The organism is Evtepia gabavorous, assembly GCF_003425665.1.
Taxonomy (GTDB): Bacteria; Bacillota; Clostridia; order Oscillospirales; family Oscillospiraceae; genus Evtepia; species Evtepia gabavorous.
This window is the reverse complement of the sequence record NZ_QQRQ01000006.1, coordinates 90,665-115,132: the sequence shown is the minus strand read 5'-3', so window position 1 is coordinate 115,132 and position 24,468 is coordinate 90,665. Positions and strand designations below refer to the sequence as shown.

At 59.5% G+C, this 24,468-nt stretch carries 24 protein-coding genes and 2 tRNA genes; 10 read left to right on the top strand and 16 right to left on the bottom strand.

From position 1 onward, the window contains the following. Positions 1 to 90: 90 nt before the first annotated feature. Positions 91 to 166, bottom strand: a tRNA-Ala gene (locus DV520_RS05555). A gap of 99 nt (positions 167 to 265) precedes the next feature. Beyond that, positions 266 to 421, bottom strand: a complete 156-nt coding sequence (locus DV520_RS12295) for a hypothetical protein (RefSeq protein WP_021919088.1) — start codon at positions 419 to 421, stop codon at positions 266 to 268. A gap of 153 nt (positions 422 to 574) precedes the next feature. Between DV520_RS12295 and DV520_RS05550 the strand changes: the two genes are divergently transcribed. Next, on the top strand, positions 575 to 1,747 hold the full coding sequence (locus DV520_RS05550) for a bifunctional histidine phosphatase family protein/GNAT family N-acetyltransferase (protein WP_117142060.1): 1,173 nt from the start codon (positions 575 to 577) through the stop codon (positions 1,745 to 1,747). Then, positions 1,744 to 3,663, top strand: a complete 1,920-nt coding sequence (locus DV520_RS05545) for a YgiQ family radical SAM protein (protein WP_165850046.1) — start codon at positions 1,744 to 1,746, stop codon at positions 3,661 to 3,663. The genes DV520_RS05550 and DV520_RS05545 overlap by 4 nt, the downstream gene beginning before the upstream one ends. 115 nt (positions 3,664 to 3,778) lie before the next feature. Here DV520_RS05545 and DV520_RS05540 read toward each other — a convergent pair whose 3' ends face one another. The 3 genes from DV520_RS05540 to epsC all read right to left on the bottom strand — a co-directional run bounded on the left by DV520_RS05540 (position 3,779) and on the right by epsC (position 6,850). Further along, entirely contained in the window at positions 3,779 to 4,666 is an 888-nt protein-coding gene (locus tag DV520_RS05540; RefSeq protein ID WP_117142059.1) for a DNA/RNA non-specific endonuclease, read from the bottom strand. Positions 4,667 to 4,776: 110 nt separating this feature from the next. Beyond that, positions 4,777 to 6,180, bottom strand: coding sequence for a cysteine--tRNA ligase (gene cysS, locus DV520_RS05535; RefSeq protein WP_021919084.1), 1,404 nt, complete (start codon positions 6,178 to 6,180; stop codon positions 4,777 to 4,779). Next, the gene (gene epsC, locus DV520_RS05530; RefSeq protein ID WP_117142058.1) at positions 6,167 to 6,850 is read right to left on the bottom strand and encodes a serine O-acetyltransferase EpsC; all 684 of its coding nucleotides are present in this window, start codon (positions 6,848 to 6,850) and stop codon (positions 6,167 to 6,169) included. The genes cysS and epsC overlap by 14 nt, the downstream gene beginning before the upstream one ends. Before the next feature lie 541 nt (positions 6,851 to 7,391). Here epsC and DV520_RS05525 point away from each other — a divergent pair. Both DV520_RS05525 and DV520_RS05520 read left to right on the top strand, forming a co-directional pair. Further along, positions 7,392 to 7,745, top strand: coding sequence for a sporulation initiation factor Spo0A C-terminal domain-containing protein (locus DV520_RS05525; RefSeq protein WP_117142057.1), 354 nt, complete (start codon positions 7,392 to 7,394; stop codon positions 7,743 to 7,745). 171 nt (positions 7,746 to 7,916) lie between these two features. Further along, positions 7,917 to 8,255 carry a sporulation initiation factor Spo0A C-terminal domain-containing protein gene (locus DV520_RS05520; protein ID WP_117142056.1) on the top strand — a complete coding sequence of 113 codons (339 nt, stop codon included), beginning with the start codon at positions 7,917 to 7,919 and terminating at the stop codon, positions 8,253 to 8,255. A gap of 301 nt (positions 8,256 to 8,556) precedes the next feature. On the opposite strand, the gene pgsA is transcribed toward DV520_RS05520, so the two are convergent. From pgsA to DV520_RS05475, 9 genes are all read right to left on the bottom strand, one after another. Next, positions 8,557 to 9,084 carry a CDP-diacylglycerol--glycerol-3-phosphate 3-phosphatidyltransferase gene (pgsA, locus tag DV520_RS05515; RefSeq protein WP_117142055.1) on the bottom strand — a complete coding sequence of 176 codons (528 nt, stop codon included), beginning with the start codon at positions 9,082 to 9,084 and terminating at the stop codon, positions 8,557 to 8,559. Continuing rightward, on the bottom strand, positions 9,081 to 10,418 hold the full coding sequence (gene rimO, locus DV520_RS05510) for a 30S ribosomal protein S12 methylthiotransferase RimO (RefSeq protein ID WP_117142054.1): 1,338 nt from the start codon (positions 10,416 to 10,418) through the stop codon (positions 9,081 to 9,083). The genes pgsA and rimO overlap by 4 nt, the downstream gene beginning before the upstream one ends. A gap of 48 nt (positions 10,419 to 10,466) precedes the next feature. Beyond that, the gene (locus tag DV520_RS05505) at positions 10,467 to 11,075 is read right to left on the bottom strand and encodes a regulatory protein RecX (RefSeq protein ID WP_117142053.1); all 609 of its coding nucleotides are present in this window, start codon (positions 11,073 to 11,075) and stop codon (positions 10,467 to 10,469) included. Continuing rightward, positions 11,065 to 12,234, bottom strand: coding sequence for a recombinase RecA (gene recA, locus DV520_RS05500; RefSeq protein WP_021919077.1), 1,170 nt, complete (start codon positions 12,232 to 12,234; stop codon positions 11,065 to 11,067). Before recA ends, DV520_RS05505 begins: the two co-directional genes overlap by 11 nt. Positions 12,235 to 12,236: 2 nt before the next feature. Beyond that, on the bottom strand, positions 12,237 to 13,148 hold the full coding sequence (gene prmC, locus DV520_RS05495) for a peptide chain release factor N(5)-glutamine methyltransferase (protein ID WP_021919076.1): 912 nt from the start codon (positions 13,146 to 13,148) through the stop codon (positions 12,237 to 12,239). Between the two features lie 64 nt (positions 13,149 to 13,212). Continuing rightward, positions 13,213 to 14,211 (bottom strand): DUF1385 domain-containing protein, encoded by a 999-nt coding sequence (locus DV520_RS05490; protein WP_117142052.1) that lies wholly within the window; start codon positions 14,209 to 14,211, stop codon positions 13,213 to 13,215. A gap of 90 nt (positions 14,212 to 14,301) precedes the next feature. Continuing rightward, positions 14,302 to 15,741 (bottom strand): sensor histidine kinase, encoded by a 1,440-nt coding sequence (locus DV520_RS05485; RefSeq protein WP_021919073.1) that lies wholly within the window; start codon positions 15,739 to 15,741, stop codon positions 14,302 to 14,304. A 28-nt stretch (positions 15,742 to 15,769) separates the two neighbouring features. Beyond that, positions 15,770 to 16,453, bottom strand: coding sequence for a response regulator transcription factor (locus tag DV520_RS05480; protein WP_021919072.1), 684 nt, complete (start codon positions 16,451 to 16,453; stop codon positions 15,770 to 15,772). Between the two features lie 89 nt (positions 16,454 to 16,542). Beyond that, complete coding sequence (locus DV520_RS05475) at positions 16,543 to 17,898, bottom strand: hypothetical protein (RefSeq protein WP_117142051.1); 1,356 nt, start codon at positions 17,896 to 17,898, stop codon at positions 16,543 to 16,545. Between the two features lie 186 nt (positions 17,899 to 18,084). Between DV520_RS05475 and DV520_RS05470 the strand changes: the two genes are divergently transcribed. From DV520_RS05470 to DV520_RS05445, 6 genes are all read left to right on the top strand, one after another. Continuing rightward, a tRNA-Leu gene (locus tag DV520_RS05470) sits at positions 18,085 to 18,171 on the top strand. A 148-nt stretch (positions 18,172 to 18,319) separates the two neighbouring features. Next, the gene (locus DV520_RS05465) at positions 18,320 to 18,721 is read left to right on the top strand and encodes a BlaI/MecI/CopY family transcriptional regulator (RefSeq protein ID WP_021919070.1); all 402 of its coding nucleotides are present in this window, start codon (positions 18,320 to 18,322) and stop codon (positions 18,719 to 18,721) included. Further along, positions 18,699 to 20,186, top strand: coding sequence for a M56 family metallopeptidase (locus DV520_RS05460; protein WP_117142050.1), 1,488 nt, complete (start codon positions 18,699 to 18,701; stop codon positions 20,184 to 20,186). Before DV520_RS05465 ends, DV520_RS05460 begins: the two co-directional genes overlap by 23 nt. Before the next feature lie 125 nt (positions 20,187 to 20,311). Next, positions 20,312 to 20,803 carry a flavodoxin family protein gene (locus DV520_RS05455; protein ID WP_021919068.1) on the top strand — a complete coding sequence of 164 codons (492 nt, stop codon included), beginning with the start codon at positions 20,312 to 20,314 and terminating at the stop codon, positions 20,801 to 20,803. Positions 20,804 to 20,969: 166 nt separating this feature from the next. Beyond that, positions 20,970 to 21,851 carry a DegV family protein gene (locus DV520_RS05450; RefSeq protein ID WP_117142048.1) on the top strand — a complete coding sequence of 294 codons (882 nt, stop codon included), beginning with the start codon at positions 20,970 to 20,972 and terminating at the stop codon, positions 21,849 to 21,851. 100 nt (positions 21,852 to 21,951) lie between these two features. After that, on the top strand, positions 21,952 to 22,455 hold the full coding sequence (locus DV520_RS05445) for a GreA/GreB family elongation factor (protein ID WP_021919066.1): 504 nt from the start codon (positions 21,952 to 21,954) through the stop codon (positions 22,453 to 22,455). 131 nt (positions 22,456 to 22,586) lie between these two features. Here the strand turns inward: DV520_RS05445 and DV520_RS05440 are convergent, their stop codons facing one another. Together DV520_RS05440 and DV520_RS05435 are read right to left on the bottom strand one after the other, a co-directional pair. Further along, positions 22,587 to 23,282: a response regulator transcription factor gene (locus DV520_RS05440; RefSeq protein ID WP_117142047.1), complete on the bottom strand. Its 696-nt coding sequence runs from the start codon at positions 23,280 to 23,282 to the stop codon at positions 22,587 to 22,589. Further along, complete coding sequence (locus tag DV520_RS05435) at positions 23,279 to 24,433, bottom strand: HAMP domain-containing sensor histidine kinase (protein WP_021919064.1); 1,155 nt, start codon at positions 24,431 to 24,433, stop codon at positions 23,279 to 23,281. Before DV520_RS05435 ends, DV520_RS05440 begins: the two co-directional genes overlap by 4 nt. Positions 24,434 to 24,468 lie beyond the last annotated feature (35 nt).

Below are 24,468 nucleotides of genomic sequence, written 5' to 3'. Positions count from 1 at the left end.
GTGGCTGAGATGGCACGGATATGCCGATTTCATCGCAGAAAAGGGAAAAGGCTTGCTTTCTTACGAAAACAAGCCTTTTTGCGTACCCTTTGGTGGAGATAAGCGGGATCGAACCGCTGACCTCTTGAATGCCATTCAAGCGCTCTCCCAGCTGAGCTATACCCCCGATTCGTTTCGCCTCTCGCTTGAGGCAAGAGTTATATTATCAGATGGGAGGGCTTTTGTCAAGGGAGTTTTGGAAATTTTTTTGGAAAAATCCAAATATTCAACGTGTCATGTTGTCAAAGGCGTGTTCCACGTTGCGGGCGGCGCGGTTAATGCCCCGGCGGATCTTCTTCTCCTTGGCTTTTAAGCGAATCCCCAGGCAGGTGCCGGCGGCAATGCCCACCACCATCCCTGTGCAGAAGTTGTTGCAGCACATAGGCTCGCCTCCTTTCCATAAATTTGTCTGAGGCAGACAAATTTAGTGTGTCCCTCTTTGCCGGAAAACTTGTTGCTAAAATATGTGAGTTACTATATAATGAAGTGTTATCATTTCAACAATGCAATTTTTTACAGAACCGGAGGAGAAGGCATGACAACACTGTACCTCATTCGACACGCCGAGGCGGAGGGAAACTTGTACCGCCGCATCCACGGCCAATATAACAGTCTCATCACCGACAACGGCTACCGGCAGATCCAGGCCCTGCAAAAACGCTTTGCCGATGTCCCCATTGACGCGGTGTATTCCAGCGACCTGTTCCGGACCATGACCACCGCCCGGGCCATCTATGTTCCCAAGGGTCTGCCGCTCCAGACCCGCGCCGACCTGCGGGAGCTGGGCATGGGAGAATGGGAGGACCGTTCCTGGGCGGGAATTGACCGGACGGACCACACCATGATGGGGCTCTTCTCCGCCGCCTCCCCCGACTTCCGGGCCCCCGGCGGCGAGAGCTTCCCAGAAGTCCGCCGGCGAGGCGTGGCCGCCATTTTGGACATAGCTTCCAAGCACCCCAATCAATCGGTGGCGGTTTTCGCCCACGGCACTTTCATCCGCAACACTGTGGCGGAGTTCCTGGGCATCGGTCCCGAGGGGATGAAGAAAATGGGACACAGTGACAATACCGCAGTCACCCTGCTGGAGATCACCGACGGCAAAGTCAAAGTGGTCTATATGGACGACAACTCCCATCTGACCCCGGAAATTTCCACCCTGGCCCAGCAGCACTGGTGGAAAAAGGGGGATCAGCGGGCCGATGTCAACCTATGGTTCGCCCCCTTCGACCTGACCCAGGAAGCAGACCGAGTCTTCTATCAAACCTGCCGGGAGGAGGCCTGGCAGAACCTCTACGGCCGCTTGGACCGCTACAACGGCACCGGGTTTCTGGACGATGCCTATGCCAGTTGGCAAGAAGACCCCCGCAGCCTGTCCATGGCCATGGCGGGCAACCGCCGGGCGGGCCTGCTCCAGCTGGACCCCAACCGGGGCGCCCAGGAGAAAAAGGGGTATGTCTCCTTCCTCTATCTGACCCCGGAACAGCGGCACAATGGGGTGGGTGTTCAGCTCATCGGCAAAGCTGTCAGCCTCTACCGCCCTCTGGGCCGGGAGAGGCTCCAGCTGTCTTGCTCAGAGGCCAACCAGCCCGCCCTGTCCTTCTACGAAAAATATGGCTTCCGCCGCACCGGCGCCACCGCCGGGGCCTACGGGAGGCTGTATGAGATGGAAAAATACATCGGTTATGACGACCAAGGAGCGTTGGATTGAACAAGCATCGTGATTTTTTGCCCATCTCCCGGGCGGACATGCTGCAGCGGGGATGGTACTACTATGATTTTCTGGTGATCACCGGGGACGCCTATGTGGACCACCCCTCCTTCGGCACCGCCATCATCAGCCGGGTGCTGGAGGCGGAGGGGTACCGGGTGGCCATCCTGGCCCAGCCCAACTGGCGGGAGCTCTCCTCCTTCACCGATATGGGCCGCCCCCGGTACGGGGTCTTCATCAACGGGGGAAACATCGACTCCATGGTGGCCCATTATACCGCCGCCCGGAAGCGGCGCCACGACGATGCCTACTCCCCTGGCAACCGGGCGGGCCTGCGGCCGGACCGGGCCACCATTGTCTACGCCAACAAGGTCCGGGAGGCCTTTGGGGACATCCCCATTGTCATCGGAGGGCTGGAGGCCTCCTTGCGCCGGTTCGCCCACTACGATTACTGGGAGGACAAGGTCCGGCGCTCCATCCTCCTGGACGCCCAGGCCGACCTGCTCACCTATGGCATGGGGGAGCGGGCCACCCGGCAGCTGGCCGCTCTCCTGGCCGCCGGCACACCGGCAGCAGAGATCACTGCGGTGAAAGGGACCTGCTTTCTCACCAAAGACCCCAGCGTCTGCGCCTTTCCCGCTGTGACGGTGGCCTCCTACGAAACGGTCACCCGGGACAAGCGGGCCTATGCGGCGGCCAACCTGGTGGAGTATGACGAGCACGACCCCATCCGGGGCCGGGCGGTGATCCAGCCCCACGGGGACCGATACCTCATCGCCAATCCCCCCGCCATGCCCCTGGACACCCAGGAGCTGGACGAAGTGGCGGAGCTGCCCTACCTTCGGGAGCCCCATCCCGTCTATGACACCATGGGCGGCGTGCCCGCCATTGAAGAGGTACGCTTTTCCGTCACCCACAACCGGGGGTGCTTTGGGGCCTGCAAATTCTGTTCCCTGGCCTTCCACCAGGGGCGGATGGTAACCTCCCGCAGCCACGAGAGCATTCTCCGGGAGGTCACCGCCCTCACCCAACACCCGGGGTTCAAAGGCTATATCCATGACGTGGGCGGCCCCACCGCCAATTTCCGCCGGCCCTCCTGTCAAAAGCAGCGCAAACACGGCCTGTGCAAGCACCGGGACTGCCTGGCCCCCACCCCATGTCCCAACCTGGACGCGGATCACACCGATTATCTTCTCCTGCTGCGAAAACTGCGGGAGATCCCTGGCATCAAAAAGATTTTCATTCGCTCGGGGATTCGCTTTGACTATCTTCTCCAGGACAAAAATGGTGAATTCTTCGCCGACCTGGTCAAGCACCACATCAGCGGTCAGCTGAAGGTGGCCCCTGAGCACTGTGTGGGCCACGTGCTGGACGCCATGGGGAAACCCCACATCGGCACCTACGAAAAATTCCGGGAGAAATACCAGCGGCTGAACCAGAAATATGGGAAAAACCAGTACCTGGTGCCCTATCTGATGTCCTCCCACCCCGGCTGCACCCTGGACGACGCCATCGCCATGGCCCAATGGATCAACAAGACCGGCCGTCAGCCCGAGCAGGTCCAGGATTTTTACCCCACGCCGGGCACCCTGTCCACCTGCATGTATTATACCGGCCTGGACCCCCGGACCATGCAGCCGGTTTACATTCCCAAATCCCCCCACGAGAAGGAGCTCCAGCGGGCCCTGCTCCAGTGGAAGCGGCCGGAGAAACGCCGGTTGGTGATGGAGGCCCTGCACAAAGCGGGGCGGGAAGACCTCATCGGCTATGGTCCCCAGTGCCTGCTCCGGCCCAGCAAAGCTGCCGCCCCGGCCAAACCCGCCGCCGGCAAACGCGGCCAATCCACCGCTCCCGCCCATAAAAAGGGCAAATCCCCCACCCGCCCGGGCAGGGGACCGCGCCGAAAACACCGATAACCTTTTGCGCCCTCTGCTGGTATCCACCGGCAGAGGGCGTGAAGCGATCAGTGGGAACAGACAGAGCCGCCAGAATGCCTTTTCTCCCCTGACTGTGGGACGTGCTTTCCGCCCTTTACGGGCCGCAACTGCCGCACGGCGTATACCCCTGGTCCAGAAGGGCCTGACGGGAGGCCGTGGTCTCCCGTCGGTTCTGGGGCGCGATCCGCGCCGCGCCGGCGCAGTCCGGCAGATGAAACTTCATTGAGCTGGTGTTGAGAACGTAGGGCATCTCGGGCGCCTCTCCCTCCGCCGCCGGGGAAGTCCCCTTCCCCACACCTTCGTCCGCCCAGGACGCTCCGGTGGCGTAATCTATGGCCACGCCGGGCTCGGCATTAAAACACAGGACATTGAAGCACACCCCCGCCCCCTGGTCCTCCACACTGTACGCCTCCATTTGAACCCCCCAGGCCAGCAGGTCGGCCCCGTCGTAGACAGGGGTCACCCGGTAGAGGACGTGGTTGCCGGTTTCCTCTATATAGTCAGCCACCTGATTCTCAAAGGGGAGCATTCCCTGGGTGTTCAGAAAGCGGGTGCCGGTGATGAGGTTGCGCTCGTTGGCGTTCTCCCCGGCCAACTGGTAGCCGATGAGGTGGCAGCGGTTGTAGAGATACTTCCCGTCCACCCAGTCATACTTCACCGTGTGCCAGCCGGCGGGCTTCACCTGGCCGATCTCTCCCCGGGGCTGGGTGGGCATGAGCGCGGGGCAGAGGTTGGCATAGGCCGTCCCGCAGCGCCCCAGGGCATCCAACGGAGCATAGGTCTCAAAGGCTTCGGTGGTGTACTCCTCCTGGGCAAAGTCCGGCTGGTTGCCGTTGAGCTCCACCCAGGGCTGCTCCGTCCGGAACTGTCCAATCTCCACCTGCCCCAAGTCCACCGCAGGCTGTGTCCCCCCGGTACAGCCTGCCAGCAGCAGGCTCCATAGGACCAGCAAAAGGGCAAGCCATGTTCCTTTCACACGCATCGTTTTCTCCTCTCCTTTTCCAGTTTCCTCAAAATGAGTTTCCCTGCACAACAACCGGGAGCCAGGCTGACCGCCTGGCTCCCGGTGCGCTTTTTCTATCCTGGCAAAGTTCATGCCTTGGACCATTTCACCCCCTGGGGGGTGTCCATCAAGGTAATCCCCATGGCCTTGAGCTCATCCCGGATGCGGTCCGCCTCGGCAAAGTTTTTTTCTTTCCGGGCCGCCTGGCGGGCCTGGATCATGGCTTCCACCTTTGCATCCAGGTTCTCCTCCCCCTCTTTTTTCTGATAGAGCAGCCCCAGGACCTGGGTAAATTCGTGGAGCATCTCCAGGCAGGCCTGGGCCAGCGCCTTGGTGGGGGTCTTTTCCACCGCGATGTTGATGGCCCGGACCAGCTCAAAGATCACGCTGACCGCGTCGGCGGTGTTCAGATCGTCGTCCATGGCGTCGTCAAACTTTTGCCGGTAGCTGTCAAAGGTCTCGGTAAAGGCCCTCTCCTGGGGGGTCATCTCCCCATCGGCGCCGTTCTTGACCAAAAATTCCAGGTTGCTCTCTGCGGTGTACAGCCGGTCCAGGGAATTCTGGGCCATGATAAGGGAGTCTCGGGAATAGTTCAGAGGAGACCGATACTGGGCCGAGAGCATAAAGAAGCGGACCGCCTCGTACCCGTAGGCCTCCGCAGCCTCCCGCACGGTAAAGAAATTGCCCAGAGACTTGGACATCTTCTGATTGTCAATGTTCAGGAAGCCGTTATGCAGCCAGTAGTTGACAAATTTGCAGCCGTTGGCGGCCTCCGACTGGGCAATCTCGTTTTCATGGTGGGGAAACTGCAAGTCCTCCCCACCGCAGTGGATGTCGATGGTCTTGCCCAGGTAGCGGTTGGACATGGCGGAACACTCGATATGCCAGCCAGGCCGGCCCTGTCCCCAGGGAGAGTCCCAATAGGGCTCCCCGGGTTTCGCCGCCTTCCAGAGGGCGAAGTCCAGCGGGTCCTCCTTCACATCGTTCACATCAATGCGGGCCCCCGCCTGGAGCTCCTCAATGGGCTGGTGGGAGAGTTTCCCGTAATCGGCAAACTTTTTGGTGCGGTAGTACACATCTCCGTTCACCGCGTAGGCATACCCCTTGTCAATCAGGGTCTGCACCAGGTCAATGATCTGCTGGATGTTCTCCGTGGCCTTGGGGTGAATGGTGGCGTCCCGCACCCCCAGGCCATGGGCGTCTTTGAAGTACTCGTCGATGTACTTTTCCGAAATGGCCTGGGAGGTGGTCCCCTCCTCATTGGCCCGCTTGATGATCTTGTCGTCCACATCGGTGAAATTCTGCACAAAGGTCACCTTGTTGCCCCGGTACTCCAGGTAGCGCCGCAGCACGTCAAAGAGGATCATGGGGCGGGCGTTGCCCACGTGAATATAGTTGTAGACCGTGGGGCCGCAGCAATACATCTTAACCTCTCCGGGGGTGAGGGGGACAAACTCCTCTTTCTGCCGGGTCATGGTGTTAAACAGCTTCATGTTGGTTCTCCTTCCTGTCTTTCTTCTCTTCCGGTTGATGGGTGCGGTCTAAATAGTTCTCCAGCCAGGTCAGGCGGGAGTTGATGGCCTCCAGCTCCTTTTGGACGGGATCGGTCACGCTGACCTGGTCCACATCCCCCACAAAGTTGGTCTTCTCCCCCGCGATGCGAACCACCCGGGCGGGAACGCCCACGGCGGTGGCATTCTCCGGGATTTCCTTCAGCACCACCGCGTTGGCCGCGATGCGGGCGCCATCCCCCACCTTAAAGGGCCCCAGCACCTTAGACCCGGTGGACAAGAGCACATTGTTGCCAATGGTGGGGTGGCGTTTTCCCTGGTCCTTTCCGGTGCCGCCCAGGGTGACCCCGTGGTAGATCAGGCAGTCGTCCCCCACCTCAGCTGTCTCGCCAATGACGATGCCCATGCCGTGGTCGATGACCAGCCGGCGTCCGATCTTCGCCCCCGGGTGGATCTCAATCCCCGTCCAGAACCGGCTCCATTGGGAGATGGTCCGGGCCAAAAATTTCATCTTGTGACAGTAACAGAAATGGGCCGCCTGATGGTAAAGGGTGGCATGGACCCCGGGGTAAAGAAGGAAGATCTCCAATTTACTCCGGGCCGCCGGGTCTCGGGCCTGATAGGCCGCCAGGGTTTCACTCAGATGGGACATTTCCGGTCACCTCACAAAAAATTTCAGCAAATACCATAGCATGCTATGCCCGCGCCGCCCCAAAGGGGACGGAAAACCGCATAGAAAAAACACCGCCCGACCCCCAGGGTCAAGAGGCGATGTCTACCGCGGTTCCACTCTTGTTTCTCACTCAAAGGGCCGGTAACGGTGCCAAACCGGAGGGCATCTGCATCCCTCTCGCTCCCGGGCGCACGTTCCCCTCCCTCCCCGCAGGGCGGCTTGCAGTCGGTGGCCGCCCCTCTCTGTCCGGATCTGACAGGGTACTCTTCCCGTTCCACACGAGATAAAGTTTTCCATCTTACTATGGTAGTAGTATATTACCATGCCCCATCGAAGGTGTCAAGAGGGGCCTTTCCCTTCCCCGATCCCCTTTCTTCCCTTCCCCTGACGTGCTGCGTCAGGGGATTTTCTGTTTTGCAAGCTTTCTATGTGTCGAATTATGTCCAAAATAGTCGTTTTTGACATTTTTGTTGGAATTTGTCGTATGATTTAATTACCAACTAACAAGGAGGTTTTGTTAATGAAGCTCATTCTGCAAAGTACATTGAGAAGTCTGGGGATCACAGAGAAGTATGCTGGGTTTTCCCTCGCTGTCACAGCCATCAGCCTCTGCTTCGAGCGCCCCAGCCGCCTGCGCTCGGTCACCAAGGAGGTCTACTGGGAGACCGCGGAGCTGCACGGATGCAACCGGTCCGATGTGGAGCGAAACATCCGTACCGTGATCCACCACGCCTGGAAAGTCAACCGGCCGGGGCTCCAGGCCTTGTCAGAATACCCTTTGCTCGCGCCGCCCTCTGTCTCTGACTTTCTGCAAATCATGGTCTCCCACCTGAAAAAAGCCATGCTCCCCATCCAAGGTACCAACGCCGGCTAACCGGTTGGGCAGAGACCCCCTTTGGAAAGGAGGTGATTCGTTGTGAGCCACTACATTTCCCCGCCCTTCACCATGGCATATAACCGGGTATTTCCCCCACCAAATCGTGCATAACGGTTTATTTTCTTCTTTCTAAATGCCAAATCTATATTTCACAAAGGAGACACTGTTATGAATGCGATCATCCAAGACATCATGCGGCCCTTTGGCGTAACCCCTCGCTACGCGGGCTTTCCCATGCTCGTGGCTTCCGTCGAGCTCTACCTGGAAGACCCCAACCGACTCTCCGCCGTGATCGACGAAATTTATAAACCCGCGGCAAAACGCTGCCGCTGTACCTCCGACAACGTGGAACGGAACATCCGCACCATCATCCAGCAGGCCTGGCGGAAGGACCCTGCCAAGCTCCGGGAAATGGCAGGCTATACGCTCTTTACCTACCCCAAGGTCTCTGAGTTTATTGAGATCATCGCACGGGAGGCTGAGAAACGGAAAAAATCCTCCGTCTAACCCGTTTCCATTCTCCAATCCCCCGGCGCACCTGTGCCGGGGGACCTTCTCCCTCTCTCCGCCCCGCTTTCGCCGCTTACAGGTGCGCAAAAGTAACTATTAAGAAAAGCATTCTTCTTGGCCTGATTCTTATTTTTACTCTATATTTTATAAATTGCAAGAGGAAATTGAGATTAGAACATAAAAAAAGAGGGCTCGCCCAGCCCCCCTCTCAAACCGCCAGCCGCCTCTCCCTCTCGTGTCCGCGCCGGGGCACGAAAGGGGGAGGCGGCTGCGCTTCCATCCCGTCTCAGGACGGCTTTCACATATTCCCATTCAAAATAACCTGCCGGTTCTTCACAAAATACTCCACCCCGGAGTAGACCGTCGTCACCAGAATGACCGCCACACAGACCAGCCGGAGAGTCTCGTTGGGAATGGCCAGCAGCAAGCAGATACAGACCATGGTGGAGGCAGTTTTTACCTTTCCAGACTTGCCGGCGGCAATGACCAGCCCCTGCTCCACCGCCACCAGGCGCAATCCGGTAACCGCCAGTTCCCGGGCAATCACGATAAAGAATGCCCACGCAGGCATCCAACCCACTTCCACAAACCAGACCATAGCGGACATCACCAAGAGCTTATCCGCCAGGGGGTCCATAAATTTACCAAAGTCGGTGACCTGGTCGTAGTGCCGGGCCACATATCCGTCCACAAAGTCGGTGACACTGGCCAGGATAAACACTGCCAGAGCCACCCACAGATGGCCGGCAAACTCCAGATAGAGCAGGACGATGAAGATGGGGATCATCACCACCCGGCAAAGGGTCAGTTTATTCGCCGTGTTCATGCCTCTTCCTCCTCATACAGCACACCCACCAGTTCCCCGTCATAGGTGTTGGTGATTTTCACGGAATAGAATTCGCCCGGGCGGACGCCCCCTTCCTCTCCTTCAAAGTGGATCAGTCCGTCAATCCCCGGGGAGTCCGCCTCTCCCCGGCCAAAGAAAAGCTCGGTCTCCTCATCATAGCCCTCACACAACACCGTGAGCACTTTGCCCACCATCGCGGCGCAGTAGTCGTCCACAATCCGCATTTGCAGATCGGTGAGCAGTTCCACCCGGCGGCGCTTCACATCCTCGTCCACCTGGTCGGGGAAGGCCGCCGCCGCACTGCCCGGCTCGGGGGAGTAGGGGAAAACCCCCGCCCGCTCCACCCGGAAGGCCAGCAGGAATTCACAAAGTTCTTCGAACTCCTCCTCTGTCTCCCCCGGAAATCCTGCGATCAAACTGGTGCGCAGGACCAGGCCGGGGATTCTCTCCCGCAGCTTTCGAAAGAGCGTGCGAATCTCCTGCCCCGTCCCCCGGCGATGCATGGCGCGGAGGACCCGGTCGCTGATATGCTGGATGGGAATATCCAAATACTTCACGATCTTCGGTTCCCGGGCGATGACATCTATGAGCTCGTCGGTGATCTCATCGGGATAGAGGTAATGGAGCCGGACCCACTGGATGCCCTCAATGGCGCAGAGCTTGGGCAGCAGCTGTGCCAGGGTGCGCCGGCCATAGAGGTCCAGGCCATACCGGGTGATGTCCTGGGCCACCACAATGAGCTCCTTCATTCCCGCCTGGGCCAAGTTTTCCGCCTCGGCCAGAATGGCCTCTTCCGGGCGGCTGCGGAACCTTCCCCGGATCATGGGGATGATGCAGTAGGCGCAGCGGTTGTCGCAGCCCTCCGCAATCCGCAGCCAGGCCCAGTAGTCCGAGGTGCAGACCACCCGGTCGGTCTCGGGAATGGGTGCGTCAATGTCCCCAAACAGCGCCGGGTGCTCCCCTCGGAGGGCCTGGTCAATAACCTGGGGCAGGTTCTCATAGCCGCTCACCCCCACAAAGCCGTCGGCCTGGGGACAGCGCTGGGCCAGCTGGTCCCGCCACCACTGGGCCATGCAGCCAGTGACCAGAATCTTTTGCAGCTGACCGGCCTGTTTTTGCTCCACCAGCTTCTGAATCTCCGCCAGGGCCTCCTCCCGGGCCTCCTGGAGAAAGCCGCAGGTGTTGACCACCGCCACATCACAGCCCGCAGCGCCTAAGGCCACCTCATAGCCGGCCTCGTAGGTCTGCCAAATCATCTGCTCACAGTTTACCTGATTCTTGGCACAGCCAAGGGAAATAAATCCTACTTTCATGGTCTTCTCCTCTCCGTCGCGTTTGGGCCCGTTCCAGACCAGGGACCGTCAATCCCCCCAGCGCAGGCGGGCAACCCCCTCAGACACCTGACGCCAGGAAAAGCCCCGGCGCACCAAGGCGTCTGAGGCTTTTTTGATCTGTTTCCTGTCCCCGGGGTCCTGGACTTTCCGGGCGAGAAAGGCGTCAATGAATTCCTCCGGGTCCTCCAGTTCCGCCAGGGCCTGCTCCCAATACCGGCGGGGAACCTGGCGGCGGTACAGTTCGTCTTTGATTTTATATATGCCATACCCCCTGGCCTGATAGTGCCGGGCCAGGATCTTGGCATATTCTTCCTCATTGAGCAGGCCGATCTCCAGGGCCCAGGCCACCACCTCCGCCGCCTGGCGGTCCGTGGCGCCCTTGGCCATCAGCTTCTCCTGGAGCTGGCCGGCGGAAAGCATCCGGGCAGAGAGGAGGGCAACCGTTCTTTCCCGCAGGGTGGCCACGAAGGCCGCAGACTTCAGTTCCGCCAGCCGCTCCTCCTCCAGGGTCAGACCATCGTAGAGGGAAAATGCCGCCACCGTCCCCTCTGGGACCCGGAGGGCATCTCCCCCCTCCAGTACCACAGTCCAGGGTCTGCCTGGCTGGGCCGGGGGGAGCAGGCGCTCAATCCTCATCGTCGTCAAAGTCGTCGGCGCTTACGTCGATCCCTTTGGGCGCTGCCGGCGCCGCGGCGGGCTGGGCGCTGTGGACCACCGCCTCCTGGGGGGCCCGTCCGGCCGCCCGGGCCGCCGCCTGGGCCTGGTTGGACAGGAGCTTAAAGGAGTTCTGACGGATTTCCGCCTCCACCCGCTCGCAGATTTCCGGGTTGTCCCGCAGGTACTGCTTGGCAGCGTCCTTGCCCTGACCAATCCGCTCCTCTCCCATGGAGAACCAGGAGCCGCTTTTCTGGATGATGTCCAGCTTCACCGCCAGGTCCACCAGCTCGCCATACTTGGAGATTCCCTCCCCGTACATGATGTCAAATTCCGCCTCCCGGAAGGGGGGAGCCACCTTGTTTTTTACCACCTTCGCCCGGGTCCGGTTGCCGATGATCTCACTGCCCGCCTTAATGGGCTCCACCCGGCGCACCTCCATCCGCACAGAGGAGTAGAATTTCAAGGCCCGGCCGCCGGTGGTGACCTCAGGGTTGCCGTACATCACCCCCACCTTTTCCCGGAGCTGGTTGATGAAGATGACCACACAGTTGGTCTTGGAAATGGAACCGGCCAGCTTCCGCAGGGCCTGGCTCATCAGCCGGGCCAGCAGGCCCACGTGGGCGTCCCCCATGTCCCCCTCAATTTCCGCCCGGGGAACCAGGGCGGCCACGGAGTCCACCACAATCACGTCCAGGGCCCCAGAGCGCACCAGGGCCTCACAGATCTCCAGGCCCTGCTCTCCCGTGTCCGGCTGGGAGATCAGCATATTATCAATGTCCACCCCCAGGGCCCGGGCATAGGTGGGGTCCAGAGCGTGCTCCGCGTCGATGAAGGCCACCTCGCCCCCCCGCTTCTGGGCCTCTGCCGCGATGTGCAGGGCCAGGGTGGTTTTGCCGGAGGATTCCGGCCCATAGATCTCAATGATCCGCCCCCGGGGAACCCCGCCGATGCCCAACGCCAGGTCCAGGGCCACCGAGCCGGTGGGAATGCTCTCCACCACCACCCGGGTGTTGGTGCCCAGGCGCATGATGGCCCCCTTGCCATAGGTCTTCTCAATCTGCGCCATGGCGGTTTCCAGTGCCTTCTTCTTGTCCGCGGCAGGGGCCGCGGACTCCATCATTTTCTTTTTCTCTGCCATTGTTACACGTCCTCCTCCATGGTCTCGTGGAGCATATCGGGAATCTCCCGCTCCTTGGGCCGCTGGCCCTCCACCACCCGATCAATGCCGCCAGTGTCCCGGGTGATGCGGATGTTCTCGTAGCCAGCTTTCACCAGCAGCCAGGCCACCTTCTCCGCCTGGCCGATGCCTACCTCATAGAGGAGATGGCCGCCGGGCTTCAGCGCCGGCTGCCACAGCTCTGTAATGCCCCGGTAAAAATCCAGGCCGTCCTCCCCGCCGTCCAAGGCCAGCAGCGGCTCAAAATCTTTGACCGAGGTATCCAGGGCCGCCAGGTCCCCGGTGGGAATGTAAGGCGGGTTGCACACCAGCACGTCAAACTGTCCCAGGGCATGGCTGGGGGCCTGCAGCGCGTCTCCCTTAAGGGAAACCGCCCGGCCGGTGAGTTTATGCCGCCGGATGTTCCGCTTGCACAGGTCCAGTGCCCCGTCGGAGAGGTCCACCAGCACCGCCCGGGTATTCTTCAGCAGCGCCGCGGCTGTCAGGCCCACGCAGCCCGTCCCCGCGCACAGGTCCAGAATCCGGGTATGGCCGGGGTGCTCCTTCAGGCGGTTCATGGCCAGCTGGGCCAGCATCTCCGTGTCCACCCGGGGAATCAGCGCGGCCGGGGAGACGAAAAACGGCAGACCGCAGAAGGACCACTCCCCCAAAAGATAGGCAATGGGTTCCCCGGCCAGACGCCGGGCCTGAAGGGCCTCCGTTTTCTCCGCGATGGCGTCTGTGGTATACAAAGAAATGTCTCGATAGAGTTCCTCCGCAGTCTTTTCCGCCGCGGCGCAAAGGATCTCCCGGGCCTCCAGCTGGGCGGCCTCGATCCCCGCTGACGAGAGCGCCATCCGGGTCTTCAAATACAAATCATGGTAGGTGATCGCCACACATCTCCACCCCAATCAATCATTTTTCAAAGAATCCTTTCCTTGGAACCAAATCTGCCCGGCCTCACCAGGCGTCGGCCCCCTTTTCCCGGGGCAGCACCAGCTTCAGGGCGTGGATGGCCACCTCCAGCATGGAGTCATCCGGCTCGAAGGTGGTAAAATTCTGCATCCACATGCCCGGCGCCGACAGCGCCCGAGTCACCGGATTGTCATGCCGGCCAATGAAGCGGTTGATCTCATAGGTCACCGCCACCACAATGGGCAGCAGGAGCAGATGGAGAAGAATCCGCACAATGGGATTGGCGGCCACCTCCCGCACCACCGGCAGGGCAAAGACCACGCAGGAGGCCAGCACCGCCACCACAATCACCACAAAGAGAAAGCTGGTACCGCACCGGGGATGGTGCCGGGGCATCCGGCGGGCGTTTTCCACCGTCAGCTCCAGGCCCCGCTCATAGCAGAAAATGGTTTTGTGCTCCGCCCCATGGTACTGAAAGGTCCGGTGAATGTCCTTCAGCCGGGAGCAGAGGAACAGATAGAGGAAAAAAATCACCAGCTTCAGCACACCCTCCAGCAGGTTCCGCAGCCACATGGGGGCGTCGGGAAAGAAATACAGCAGGGCGGAGGTGGCCAGCGTCGGGAGGATGATAAACAGGGCAATGGCAAAGGCAATGCCCACCACCACGGAAAAACCGATGACCCACTTCATCAGCCCCTCGCTGCCAAAGTGCTTTTCCAGCCAGGTTTCAAACTTGGAGGGCGGCTTCTCCTCCTCCTCGTCAGGGTAAAATTCCGCCGACCACATCAGGGCCTTCACCCCTTCCACCAGGGAGGCCAGAAAGTTTACCACCCCCCGGAGGAAGGGAAGCCCCAGAATGGGATAGCGGTCCTTGATGAGCTTCAGGGTTTGCTCCTTGACCTCCAGTTCTCCCTCCTGGTTGCGCACCACAATGGCCTGTTTTTCCGGCCCCCGCATGAGGATTCCCTCAATGAGCGCCTGCCCGCCGATGGTGGTGCGAAACGCGCCCTCCTGGGGCAGCGCGCAGTTGTTTTCTTGTTTCATAGTATCTCCTAAACAGTGTTTCCTTGGTTCTGGGGCGATTGTAGCAGACCCCAGCCAAAAATGCAAGAATATGGCGCTCTTTTTTCGAACTTATGTTCCAGTCGGCAGGCGGACCTCCACCACACAGCCTCCGGCCTCATCCTCCGCGTTGGAGATGATCAGCTCTCCATTGTGCCGGGAGACGATCTCCTCGCACACCGCCAGGCCGATGCCGCTGCCCCGGGCGGTGGAGCTTCCCTTATAGAACTTATACTTGACGTTGGGCAGTTCCTCCGGCGGAATGCCCGGGCCGTAGTCTCGGACGGTGATGACCACCTCATTGCCGTCGGGGAAAATAGCGGTGTCAATCCGCTTGCCGGCCCCGCCGTGCTTGGCCGCGTTGTCCAGCAGGTTGCAGAAGACCTGCCGCAGCCGGTCGGGGTCCCCTGGAATGGGGGGGAACTCCTCCTCGCAGTCGGTATGGTACACGGCAATCCCCTCCGCGGCCAGAAACTCATGGTAGGTGTAAACCGCGTCCTCCAGTTCCGCCTTAATATCCATGGGCTCCACGGACAAGGTGAAACGGCCGTCCTCAATCCGGGAAAACTCCAGCAGTTCCTCCACCATGCCCGACAGGCGGCGGGCCTCGCTGGCGATGATCCCCATGCCCTTTCGGACATCCCCCTCATCCCGGGCTTCGCCGCTCATAATGGTCTCCGCCCAGCCGGTGATGGCGGTCAGGGGCGTGCGCAGCTCGTGGGATACCGAGGAGATAAACTCCGACTTCATGCTTTCGGCCTGTTTGATCCGCAGGGACATGTCGTTGATGGCGTCGGTGAGATCGCCCACCTCATCGTCAAACTTTTTCTCCACTTGGATGCCATAACTCCCCCCGGCAATCCGCCGGGCGATGCCGGTGATGTTTTTCACCGGGTCCACAATGGAGCGGACAAAGTAAATGTTGGAAATATAGACCAAAATGAGGATACTCACCGACAGGATCACCGCCACCAGAGTCATCACCAGCACCTGGCGGTCCACCAGCCGCATGGAGGTGACATAGCGCATGATCCCCACCAGCTCCCCATTGTACAGCAGCGGGGCGGAGACCGCGGTGATCCGCTCGCCGGTCTGGCTGGAGACCCCCTTCCAGGTGGCCACCTCCTGGTAGCTCTGCACCTGGGTGATGTCCCCGGTCCCCGGCATGGTCCCTGAGAGGGTCAGGCCGTTGGAGGAGTAGATCACCTTGCCCCCGGGGTTGAGAAACTGCAGCTCAATCCGCGTGCCGTCCTCAAAGGAGCTGACATAATCCTGGGCCGCGGTGAGATAATCCCCGCTGCTGTTGTAATTGTAGCTGCTGGCCTCCGTGCTGAAATAACTGGCCGCCATCCGGGCCTTGCTCTCCATGTCCGTGAGAATGCTGCTGTCGTAGTAGTTCTTGATGATCAGGGAGAACGCCGCGACCACCACCACCAGAATCATCACCAAGATACTGATGCTGTTGAGCAGCCACCGCTGGCGGATCCCCTTCACCTTCAGGAATGGAATCATGGCTCTCTCCCTTCCTCCCGATTGTTCCTCAAAATTCCCACTTATAGCCGTAGCCCCAGATGGTGGTGATGAAGGCGGGGCTGGTGGGTTCATCCTCAATCTTCACCCGCAGGCGCCGAATGTTCACATCCACGATCTTCAACTCCCCCAAATAGTTCTCTCCCCAGACGAACTTCAGGATCTCCTCCCGGGAGAGGGCCTTCCCCGGATTTTCCATAAACATCTTCATAATGGCATACTCCACCTGGGTGAGCTTGATCCGCTGGCCGTTTTTCTCCAGAGTCCGCTTGCGGGTGTTGAGCACAAAGGGAGGCTGCTGAATCTCTCCGTCATCCATCATGTCCCCCCCAATCCGGCGGTAGAGGGCGTCAATTCGGGCGGTCAATTCCGCCGGGGAAAAGGGCTTGGTCACATAGTCATCCGCGCCGGTCATAAAGCCTGTGACCTTGTCCATCTCCTGGGTCCGGGCCGTGAGCATAATGATGCCAATTTTGGAGTTGCCCGCCCGGATTCGGCGGCAAACCTCAAACCCATCCATATCCGGCAGCATGATATCCAGCAGCGCCACCCGGACATCGGGGTTCAGCCGGAGCTGCTCCAGCGCCTCCTCCCCAGTCCCGGCCTCAATGGTCTCATAGCCGGCTCGGTTGAGATTGATCACCACAAAACTGCGGATGTTGGCCTCATCCTCCAGAACCAGAATTTTTTTCATCGTCCTGCTCCTCCTGCCTCAAATTTGGGGAGGTTCCCCAGCCCGGTTCAGACGGGGCTCTCCCTGGGTTTTTGGTATTCCGGGGGCATTTACTCCCTGGTGTTCCAGCCGTCCAAGCCCGCATGGAACCGGGCTTTCAGCCCCTCCTGGTCCAAACCGCAGTCCCAGCCGCTCTCCAGAAATTCTGCGGTGTAGATGGTGGTGCTGTCCGCATAGAGAATAAACCGGTTTCCCTGGCGGGCCTGGCGGGTACGGTCGCTGCCCACCAGACAGCTGATCTCCAGGAAGGGGACGGTTTTGCTCTCCTCCGCTTCCGTCTGTGCCTTCTCCCCTCTGGCAAAGGTCACCGTACGCACCCCAATGGTGGAGCTCTCCTGCCGGCGCATCGAGAATTCCCCGGTCCAGTCCTCCGGGATTTCCAGGTACCAGCCATCCCCGCTGTGGTAGGTGGTCATCACCAGGTCCCGGCTTCCGTCGACCCGGTAGTGCATCCACTGGAGCCACCAGAACCGGTCCGCCGAGCTCTCTCCATAGGCCGGCACAGACTGGGCCACCGGAACGTCCATACATCCATCTCCGTCAATGTCCTCCGGCTGGACCCCCGCGTAGTAGTGAAACACATTCTTGCTGCGGCGGGTCTCCGGGTCCATGGCGATGTTCTTTAGCCCGTGGCCCTCCTCCAGGTAAAACACGTCGGTAATGAGCCCGTCCTTTCCAAAAAAGGACGTGACAAACAGCGCGGGAATCTCCCCTTCCAAGAATCCATCGGTCCAGCTGCTGATGCTTGTGGTCCCCTCGGACAGGGGGGCGGTGGAGGTCAGTTCCATGATCCCGTCCCGGCCATCGTAGTACTCAATTCGCAGCTGGGCTTTGCTGCCGCTCTCCGCCTGGGCCAGGACGATTTCCTCCTTGCCGTCGCCATCCAGGTCCGTTGCCAGGTACTGGCTGTATCCGCTGCGCATGATCTCCACAGGCTGTTCTTCCGCCAAGGTGTAACCCACCAAGGTGTGCACCGCCCCGCTGACCTGCCAGCTCACCAGGATGTCCATGCCGCCGCTTCCCCCCAGGTCCAGGTAGTCGATGGACTCAATCTCGCTGCCCACCCCTTCAATCCGGGTATAGACCTGGTATTCCTCGTGTTCATCCTGCTTGAAAATCACAATTTTCAAGGGGTTTTCCGAGGTTGTGTCCCGGAAAAACGCCACGGCCTCCTGCACGCCGTCTCCATCCACATCCACCAGCTGAATGGTCTGCCGGTTTTCCCCGCTGAGGGGGGCAATGTACTCCGCGCTTCCTTTCTCCTGGTTGATCTTCGCCTGAAGATTGACATAGGCCTCTGAGGACTTGGGCAGGGCGTACATCTCGTCCACGTTTCCAAACATACAGCCCCCCAGCCCCAGCATGCAAATGGCCAGAACCAGACAGCCCAGCATCCGCTTTCCCATGCCGGCCCTCCTCTTTCCCGCCTGCCCCGCCGAAGGACGGTACAAGCCTCGAAATTCTTTCCAGTAGTTTATCATACCACACTTGTCTCTCATTTCCTATCATTTATTTCAATTTTCCCGCAGAAAAACTCTTGCCAAGTGGGAGAAGCTGTTGTATAATTGGTTGCGATTCCAAGTCATCCCTCTGCCGGTGTGATGGAATTGGTAGACGTAGTGGACTCAAAATCCACCGGTGGCGACACCGTACCGGTTCGAGTCCGGTCACCGGCACCAACAAGTTCAAGATGCCCTCCCAACACCTGTCGTGTGTCGGGAGGGCATCTTGTGTTCTACCAATAACTTTTCTCCTCTTTTTGTTGACGTTTGTAAACATATGTAGTACAATTTGTTTACAGACGTAGACAAAAGGAGGTTTCCCAACATGTCTGCCGAGAACATTCATCTGACCTCTTCCGAGTGGCATGTCATGGAATTTCTTTGGGACCATACCCCATGCACTGGCAGAGAGGCGACCAGCTGCCTGGAAAAAACAATGGGCTGGAGCCGCAGCACCACACTGACACTACTGCGAAGGCTGGAGAGCAAAGGGGCAGTCGCCAGTGATACCGACCATGGGAAAAAGTCTTTTCGCCCCCTTGTCAAGCGGGATGCCGCTGTTCTGCAGGAAACAAAACATTTCCTGCACCGCGTTTACCATGGAAGCCTAAGCCTCATGGTCTCCTCGCTCACCCAAAAACAGGCCCTGCCCCAGGAAGAAATTGACGCGCTGTACGCTCTATTACGAGAACTGGAGGAAAAGCATGATGTTGACATGGATCATTAGTTCTTCCGTCCTGCTTGCAGGGTTCCTTGTCCTGCGGCATATTCTAACGGCAGCGATGAGCCGTCGGCTGCAATACGCTCTTTGGGCCATTGTCCTACTCCGTCTTCTCCTGCCATTCAGCTTTGGTGAAACAGGATTTTCTGTGATGAATGTCCCGCCGGTCCAGATGCTCACTGCGGGGATAGATTCCTCTTTTGACGGCATTACATCTCTTGCCTCCTCCCAGCAAGAAACAGGTCCCTCCCTCTCGCCCCAGCCAATCTCCTCACCTGACCAGATAACCCCGACGCGGGTGCTGTTCTATTTCTGGTTGGCCGGGACGCTGGGGATCGGCGCGTACTTCGCGGCGGTCAACCTTCACTTTGCCCTCCGCCTGCGGCGGTCCCGGCAGGCGGTAAAATGCAAACAGGCCCGCCTTCCTGTTTATAAGACGGATGCCATTGGCTCCCCCTGTCTTTTTGGACTGTTCCCTTCCGCCATCTATGTGACGTCTGAGGCACTGGAAGATCCTACCGTGTTCCGCCATGTCATCGCCCATGAAACCACACATTTCCTCCACGGAGACGCTTTCTGGTCCTTATTACGGGGGATATGTGTGGCGCTGCATTGGTACAATCCCCTGGTCTGGTGGGCAGCCGTTCTATCTCACCGGGACAGCGAGACTGCCTGCGATGAAGCCACCCTTCAGCGCCTGGGCCAGGAAGAGCGGGCCGCCTACGGGAGGACCTTAATCCGTATGGCCTGCCAGAAATCCGTAAACCCCTTTATCCTTTCCGCTCCGCTGGCTGACAATCGTCAGTTCCTTCGAGAGCGAATTGCTCGAGTTGTTCAAAAAGGCAAAAATAAAATTACACGCGGTACTGTGCTTGCTCTTTTGCTCTTCGTACTGATGGCGGCAGGCTGCACCTTCACTGGAGGGCGCACAGCCTCGATCTCTTCCAAAGGAGATATTGTCATAGAACATGCCTTTTCGGACCAAGTTCCCGATGCCGTGGTGTCCTGGTCCGAGGATTTCCTCGCCGAAAAAATTCACGCTTTGAACCAAAGCTGGTCAGAGCACAAAGACAACCGCCTCATCACAGAGGCAAAAATTACCGGCTTAACACCGATTCCCACAGGCGTTGCAAGCTTAAACGACGGGGTCGAGATATACCGCTTGGAATATCGCCTGTGTGTAGAGGGGAATCTCGACAGCCTCTTAGTGGGAGGCATGTCCTCAGAGCGCATCCACGGAAAGAATTGGCTGACAGAATGGGGAAGCACTGGTCAGCCCTACCTTCTCTTTTATCGGAAAACCACCGGAACGGAAACCATTTATCAATGGGTAAATACGACCGACACTGATTCCCTGATGTTTGATTACAGCAAGCCAGAATTGCTGTCCCGCTACGGCAATTGTTATACTGCCGCTGCGATGTCGTGTTACAATCAGCTCCACTCAAAAAGCAGCGACTTCGTCCCCTGAGCCGTTTCCTCCTCTTAATTTCTTTGCCGTTCGCACCATCTTGTGCTATGCTATGGTAAGAGAGGAAGGCGGGCCCCACATCCGTCCCCCTTCCCATACTCGCAGTAGAAGCAAAGGAGGAACCCATGATGAAAATGACCGTACTATACCATTCTGTCACCGGCAACACCAAAACCATGGCCCAAGTCATTGCGGAAGGGATGATGACCGTGGCAGGGGTGGAGGCCAAGGCCTTTCCCATTGAAAATTGGGACGCCGCCTGGGTGAAGGAGAGCAAGTGTGTCGTTCTGGGAACACCCATCTATCTGGCTGATCTGTGCAGTGCCGTCAAGGTCTGGCTGGACGGCCCCGCTTTGAAAGCCGGGTTGGCCGGCAAGGTGGGGGGTGCGTTCGCCACGGCGGACTATCTCCACGGCGGCGGGGATTTGGGCATTCAAACCATCCTCAATCACATGATGGTTCTGGGCATGCTCACCTACTCCGGGGGCGGCTCCTTTGGCAAGCCCGTGATCCACCTGGGGCCTGTGGCCCTCCACGGACACCTGGAGGAGAGCAAGGAGCTCTTCCGTCTCTACGGTCAGCGTATGGCCACCAAAACCGTTTCTCTGTTCGGCTGAGCGCCGCCCGATGCAGCGCCCTCCCCCGCCCGGCTGTCCTGTTCCGGATGGGGAAGGGCGCTTTCCTGTTCTCTGTGCAAGAAATTTCACGTTCATTACTGCTTGACATAATCACAATCTCCTGTTAATCTAATGTTGTATATTATATGTCAAGGAGGCAGAAATTATGTCATTTGCCATTGTTACCGATTCCCTGGCCGGTTTGCCCCTGGCGCAGATCGCCCGGCGCGGCCTGGTGGTCATCCCCCTGTCCTATACCATAAGCGGCAAAGAACACCTCTGCCTGGCGCCCGAGGGCTATGACAGCGCCGCCTTTTTTCAGACGATGAAGCTGCGGGGAGAGGTCTCCACCTCCATGGTTCCGCCCCATCGGTTTCTCACCTTTCTAAAGCCCCTGCTCCGTTCCGGCCTGGACCTGCTCTTTCTCAGCGCCTCCTCCGGCCTCAGTTCCTCCTATCAGTCCGCCTGCATGGCGGCGGAACAGCTGCGGGAGGAATTTCCCCAGCGGAAGCTCCAGATTGTGGACTCCCTCTCCTCCTCCCTGGGGCAGGGACTACTGGTCCTCCGGGCCTTCGACCTGCGGGAGAGGGGGATGTGCCTGGAGGACACCGCCCGCACCCTCCTCTCCCTCCGGCACCGGATTGCCCACCTTTTCACGGTGGATGACCTGATGTACCTCAGCCGGGGCGGACGTCTCTCCGGCGCCAAGGCCATGCTGGGGACGGCGCTGGGCCTCAAGCCCCTGCTCAAGGGAGACCCAAACGGCCGCATTGTCCTGTGCGGCAAAGCCCGCGGGCGGGCCCAGGCCATTGGGAAGCTGGCCGACCAATACAACGCCCTGGTCCGGTACCCCGGGGACCAGACGGTGTGCATCGCCCACGGCAATGCCCCCCAGGAGGCGGAGGCCCTGGCCCAGCGCCTCCGCCAGACCAATCCGCCCAAGGAGATTCTCATCGCGCCGTTTGATCCCGCCAACGGCTGCCACGCCGGCCCCGGTGCGCTGGCCCTCTTCTTTGAGGGGGATGAGACCGTCCGTCTCCACCCATAAGGCTTGCCCCCGCCGGTCTTCCGTGCTATAATTCAGGGACACCGTGACACTGGACCGGCAGACAGTCCCCACGGATTTGATACAAAAGAGGCGTATGATCATGCACGACGAACTGACCCAGGTTGACATTGACAAAATGAAGGAAGAGCTCCAGCACCGGATTCAGGTCCTCCGCCCCCAGCTCATTGAGGAGGTCAAGGTGGCCCGCTCCTTTGGCGATCTCAGTGAAAATTTTGAGTACAAAGCCGCCAAGCGGGAGAAGAACCGCAACGACAGCCGCATTCGCTATCTGGAGAACATGATCAAGACCGCCGTGGTCATCGACGGCACCGCCGCCGGGGACGGGGTGGCCCTGTTTGACAAAGTCACCTTTTACCTGGAAGAGGAGGAGACCGAAGAGACCATCCAGCTGGTCACCACCCTTCGCCAGGACGCCCTCAAAGGCCTCATCAGCAAGGAGTCCCCTGTGGGAAAGGCCCTGTTGGGCCATCAGGTGGGCGACCGGGTCTGCATCCATGTCAGCGACAGCTACCACTACTACGTCCAGATCCGAAAGATCGAGAAAACAGGCGAGGACCCGGACATTCCCATCAGCACTTTTTGAAAACAGCCAGCCCCCTGCCCGGCGGAACCCCGGGCAGGGGGCTTTTTGGGTCCGGTTTCTCCTCCGTACACGCTCCCGAAAGGGCCGCCAGGCAAAAGGAAAGGGCTCCTGCAAAGGAGCCCTTGGGCAAATCAGCCGCGAAACCGGTACCCTACCCCCCAGACGGTCTCAATGTACTGGGTGCGGTCGGGGTTGAGTTCAATTTTATCCCGGATGTGTTTGATGTGCACCGTGACCGTGGAGACATCTCCATAGGCATCCACCCCCCAGACGCTGTCAAACAGACGGTCCTTGGAAAACACGGTGTCCGGATGCTCAGCCAAAAAGAGGAGCAGATCATACTCCTTGCTGGTCATGTTGGTCTCCTTGCCGTTGACCCAGACCCGCCGGCTCTCCCGGTCGATCTCCAGCCCCCGGACCTTCAGCATCTCCGGCCGGGCCTTTTCCCGGCTGCCCACCAAGCGCTGGTACCGCTGAATGTGTCCCTTTACCCGGGCCACCAGTTCACTGGGGGAGAAGGGCTTGGTCATGTAGTCATCCGCCCCCAACCCCAGGCCCCGCACCTTGTCAATGTCGTCGGCCAGGGCAGAGATGATGATGACAGGGGTGTCCTTCACCTCCCGCAGCCGCCGGCAGATCTCAAAGCCGCTCAGTCCCGGCAGCATCACATCCACAATGACCAGGGCATAGTCCCCCGCCAGCGCCGCCTGGAGCCCTTGGGTACCGTCGGTGTACAGATCGCATTGGAATCCGCCGTTGATCTCCAGGTAATCCCGCTCCAGCTCCGCCACACTCTGGTCGTCTTCAATAATCAAAATTTTCATCACAGCAACCCCTCTTCTTTCTGGAGCGGGAGATAGAGGAAGGCCCGGGTGCCCTCTCCCTCCTCACTGGTCAGCCAAATCTTGCCGTGGTGGCTGTCCACAATGCTCCGGCAGATGGCCAGCCCCAAGCCGCTGCCTGGCACCGAGCTGGTTCGGGCGCTGTCCTCCCGGAAAAAGCTGTCAAACACATGGCGCAGCGCCTGGGCGCTGATGCCCTTCCCGTTGTCCGAGACCTGGATCACCAAGCCCCGCTCATACTCCTCTGCGGTCAGGGCAATGGCCCCGCCTGCCCGTCCATACTTGATGGCGTTGGAGACCAGGTTGTCCAGCACCCGCTTGAGCTTGCTCCGGTCCGCGGTCACCACGTAATGGCCCTGGGGGATCTGGGCGGTAAAGGTCATGCCGTTCTGCTGCACGTCCACCTGGTATTCCTCAGCCAGGTCCCGGAGGAAGGGCCCCATCTCCACATATTCAAAATGATACTGCATCCGTCCCAGCTCATACTCCGAGAAATCGGACATATTCCGGACCAGCCTCTCCAGAATCACAGATTTGTTATAGACAATCTCCAGGTAATGGCGCTGCTTTTCCGGGGTATTGGCAATGCCGTCCTGAATCCCCTCCACATATCCCTTGATGGCGGTGATGGGGGTGCGAAGGTCGTGGGAGAGATTGGCCATCAGCAGCCCCCGCTCCTCCTGGGCGGCGGCCTCCGCCACCGCGGTGGCCTTCAGGCGCTGGCGGACGCTCTCCAGGGAGTGGCTGAGCTCGTCCAGCTCCCGCTCGTCGCAGGAGAGGATTTGGAAATCCAGCTCTCCGTCCCGCAGATTGTCCGCCGCCTGGCGCAGGGTTTTCAGGGTGGCTGTGATCCTTCCCGTGAGCCGGGAGGTGAGAAGAATGCACACCCCCGTCACCATCAGGCACAGCAAAACCCCCGCCAGCACCAAAACAGGCACCATCCTGCTGGGGCCGATGGTCTGCTTGCCAAAGAGGAAGGACAGGCTCTCCATCAGAAACTTCTCTCCATCGGGAACCCGCACGGTGAAAAAAATCATCACCGCCACCATGACCGCCACGCCGATCAGCAGGGAGAGCACCAGCATCGCCAGACTGGTCCGCAGGAACTGTCCCTTCAGGGTGGTTTTTTTCGGCATGGCGCCCGCCTCCTTTTGGATTTCTCCCCGCCATT